2 protein-coding genes are annotated in these 1,580 nt (G+C 62.5%); both read left to right on the forward strand.

Translation table 11 applies throughout. The features are described 5' to 3' along the window. The first annotated feature begins 108 nt into the window (after positions 1-108). Positions 109-1,161, forward strand: a complete 1,053-nt coding sequence (locus ERD80_RS20865) for an ABC transporter permease (RefSeq protein WP_021506482.1) — start codon at positions 109-111, stop codon at positions 1,159-1,161. Beyond that, positions 1,158-1,580: ABC transporter permease subunit (locus ERD80_RS20870; protein ID WP_136548394.1), on the forward strand; the 423-nt coding region annotated here is incomplete at its 3' end. The genes ERD80_RS20865 and ERD80_RS20870, both read left to right, overlap by 4 nt.

Raw genomic sequence — 1,580 nt, forward strand, 5'->3', positions numbered from 1 at the left:
CGTGATTGGCCTGCAGGCGCGTAACCTGATTGCGCTGCGCGACAATCTGCAGGGCTATGTGCAGGGGATCAACCCGGACATGGTGTATTACGCGCAGGTTTCGAAGTAATGGCAGCGTCAGCGTCATCGGCCGGGTTCGCCCGGCCACTCTGGCAGCGCTTCAGCCGCCTCGTCACCAGCCTGCTGTCGCTGCTGGTGACGCTGGTGGGTTTGTTAGCGTTTACTTTCATGCTGTCGCACCTGTCGCCAGTCGACCCGGTGCAGCAAATCGCCGGCGATCACGCCAGCGAAGCCACCTATGCTCAGGTGCGTCACGACCTGGGGCTGGATCAGCCGGTGCTGGTGCAGTTCTGGCGCTATATCAGCCATCTGGCGCAGGGCAATCTCGGCCTGTCGCACCTGACCAATCAGCCGGTCAGCGCCGACCTGATGCGCACCTTCCCCGCCACGCTTGAGCTGGCGACCTGTTCGATGATTTTCGCTGCGGTGTTCGGCGTGACGCTCGCGCTGCTGGCGGCGTGGAAACCGGGCAGCGTCATTGATAACGTGGCGCGCTTTATCTCGCTGCTGGGCTACTCGGTGCCGGTGTTCTGGCTCGGCCTGCTGGGCCTGCTGCTGTTCTACGCCGTGCTGCACTGGTCCGCCGGTCCGGGCCAGCTGGATGATATCTGGATTTATACCCTTGAACCGAAGACCGGCTTTGTACTGATTGATAGCTGGCTCTCCGGCGATGCGGAAATGTTTCGCAACGCGATTGCCCATCTGTGGCTGCCGGTGGTGATTCTCGGCCTGCTGGCGATGGCAGGCATTACGCGCCTGCTGCGCGCGGCACTGCTGGAAGAGAGCAGCAAAGAGTATGTGGTGCTGGCGCGCGCGAAAGGCGCTGGCCGGGCGCGCATTCTGCTGCGTCATATTTTCCCCAACGTGCTGGGCACGCTGATCACCGTTATCGCCCTCTCCTACGCCACGCTGCTGGAAGGGTCCGTGCTGACGGAAACCGTATTCGCCTGGCCGGGCGTCGGTCGCTACATGACCAACGCGCTGTTTTCCGCGGATGTTCCGGCGATTCTCGGCGCTACGTTGCTGATTGGCAGCTGCTTTATCCTGCTCAATGCCGTGGCCGACGCTCTCACCTGGTTAACCGATCCGAGAACCCGATGACTCAACAACTTCATGAACTGGAAACCGTGCGCCCGCGCCGGCGCCGGGCGCGTATCACTTCGCTGACCATCGGCCTGACGCTGGTGATCGTGCTGGTGGTCATGGCGCTGCTGGCACCGCTGCTGGCGCCGTTTGATCCTAACGCGCAGGTGATTGAACAGCGTCTGCTGGCACCATCTGCGCTGCACTGGTTCGGCACCGACGGCTTCGGCCGCGATTTATTGTCGCGCGTGATTTACGGCGCACGTCCGACGCTGCTGCTGGTGTCGCTGATCCTGGTGCTGACTATCCCGGTTGGCCTGTTAGTCGGCATCACCGCCGGCTACGTCGGCGGCTGGACCGAACGCGTGCTGATGCGCATCACCGATATTTTTCTGTCGCTGCCCAACCTGGTGATTGCGCTGGCGCTGGTGGCGATG

Origin of the sequence: Pantoea sp. R102, from assembly GCF_004916815.1 — a bacterium.
GTDB lineage: Bacteria > Pseudomonadota > Gammaproteobacteria > Enterobacterales > Enterobacteriaceae > Pantoea > Pantoea dispersa.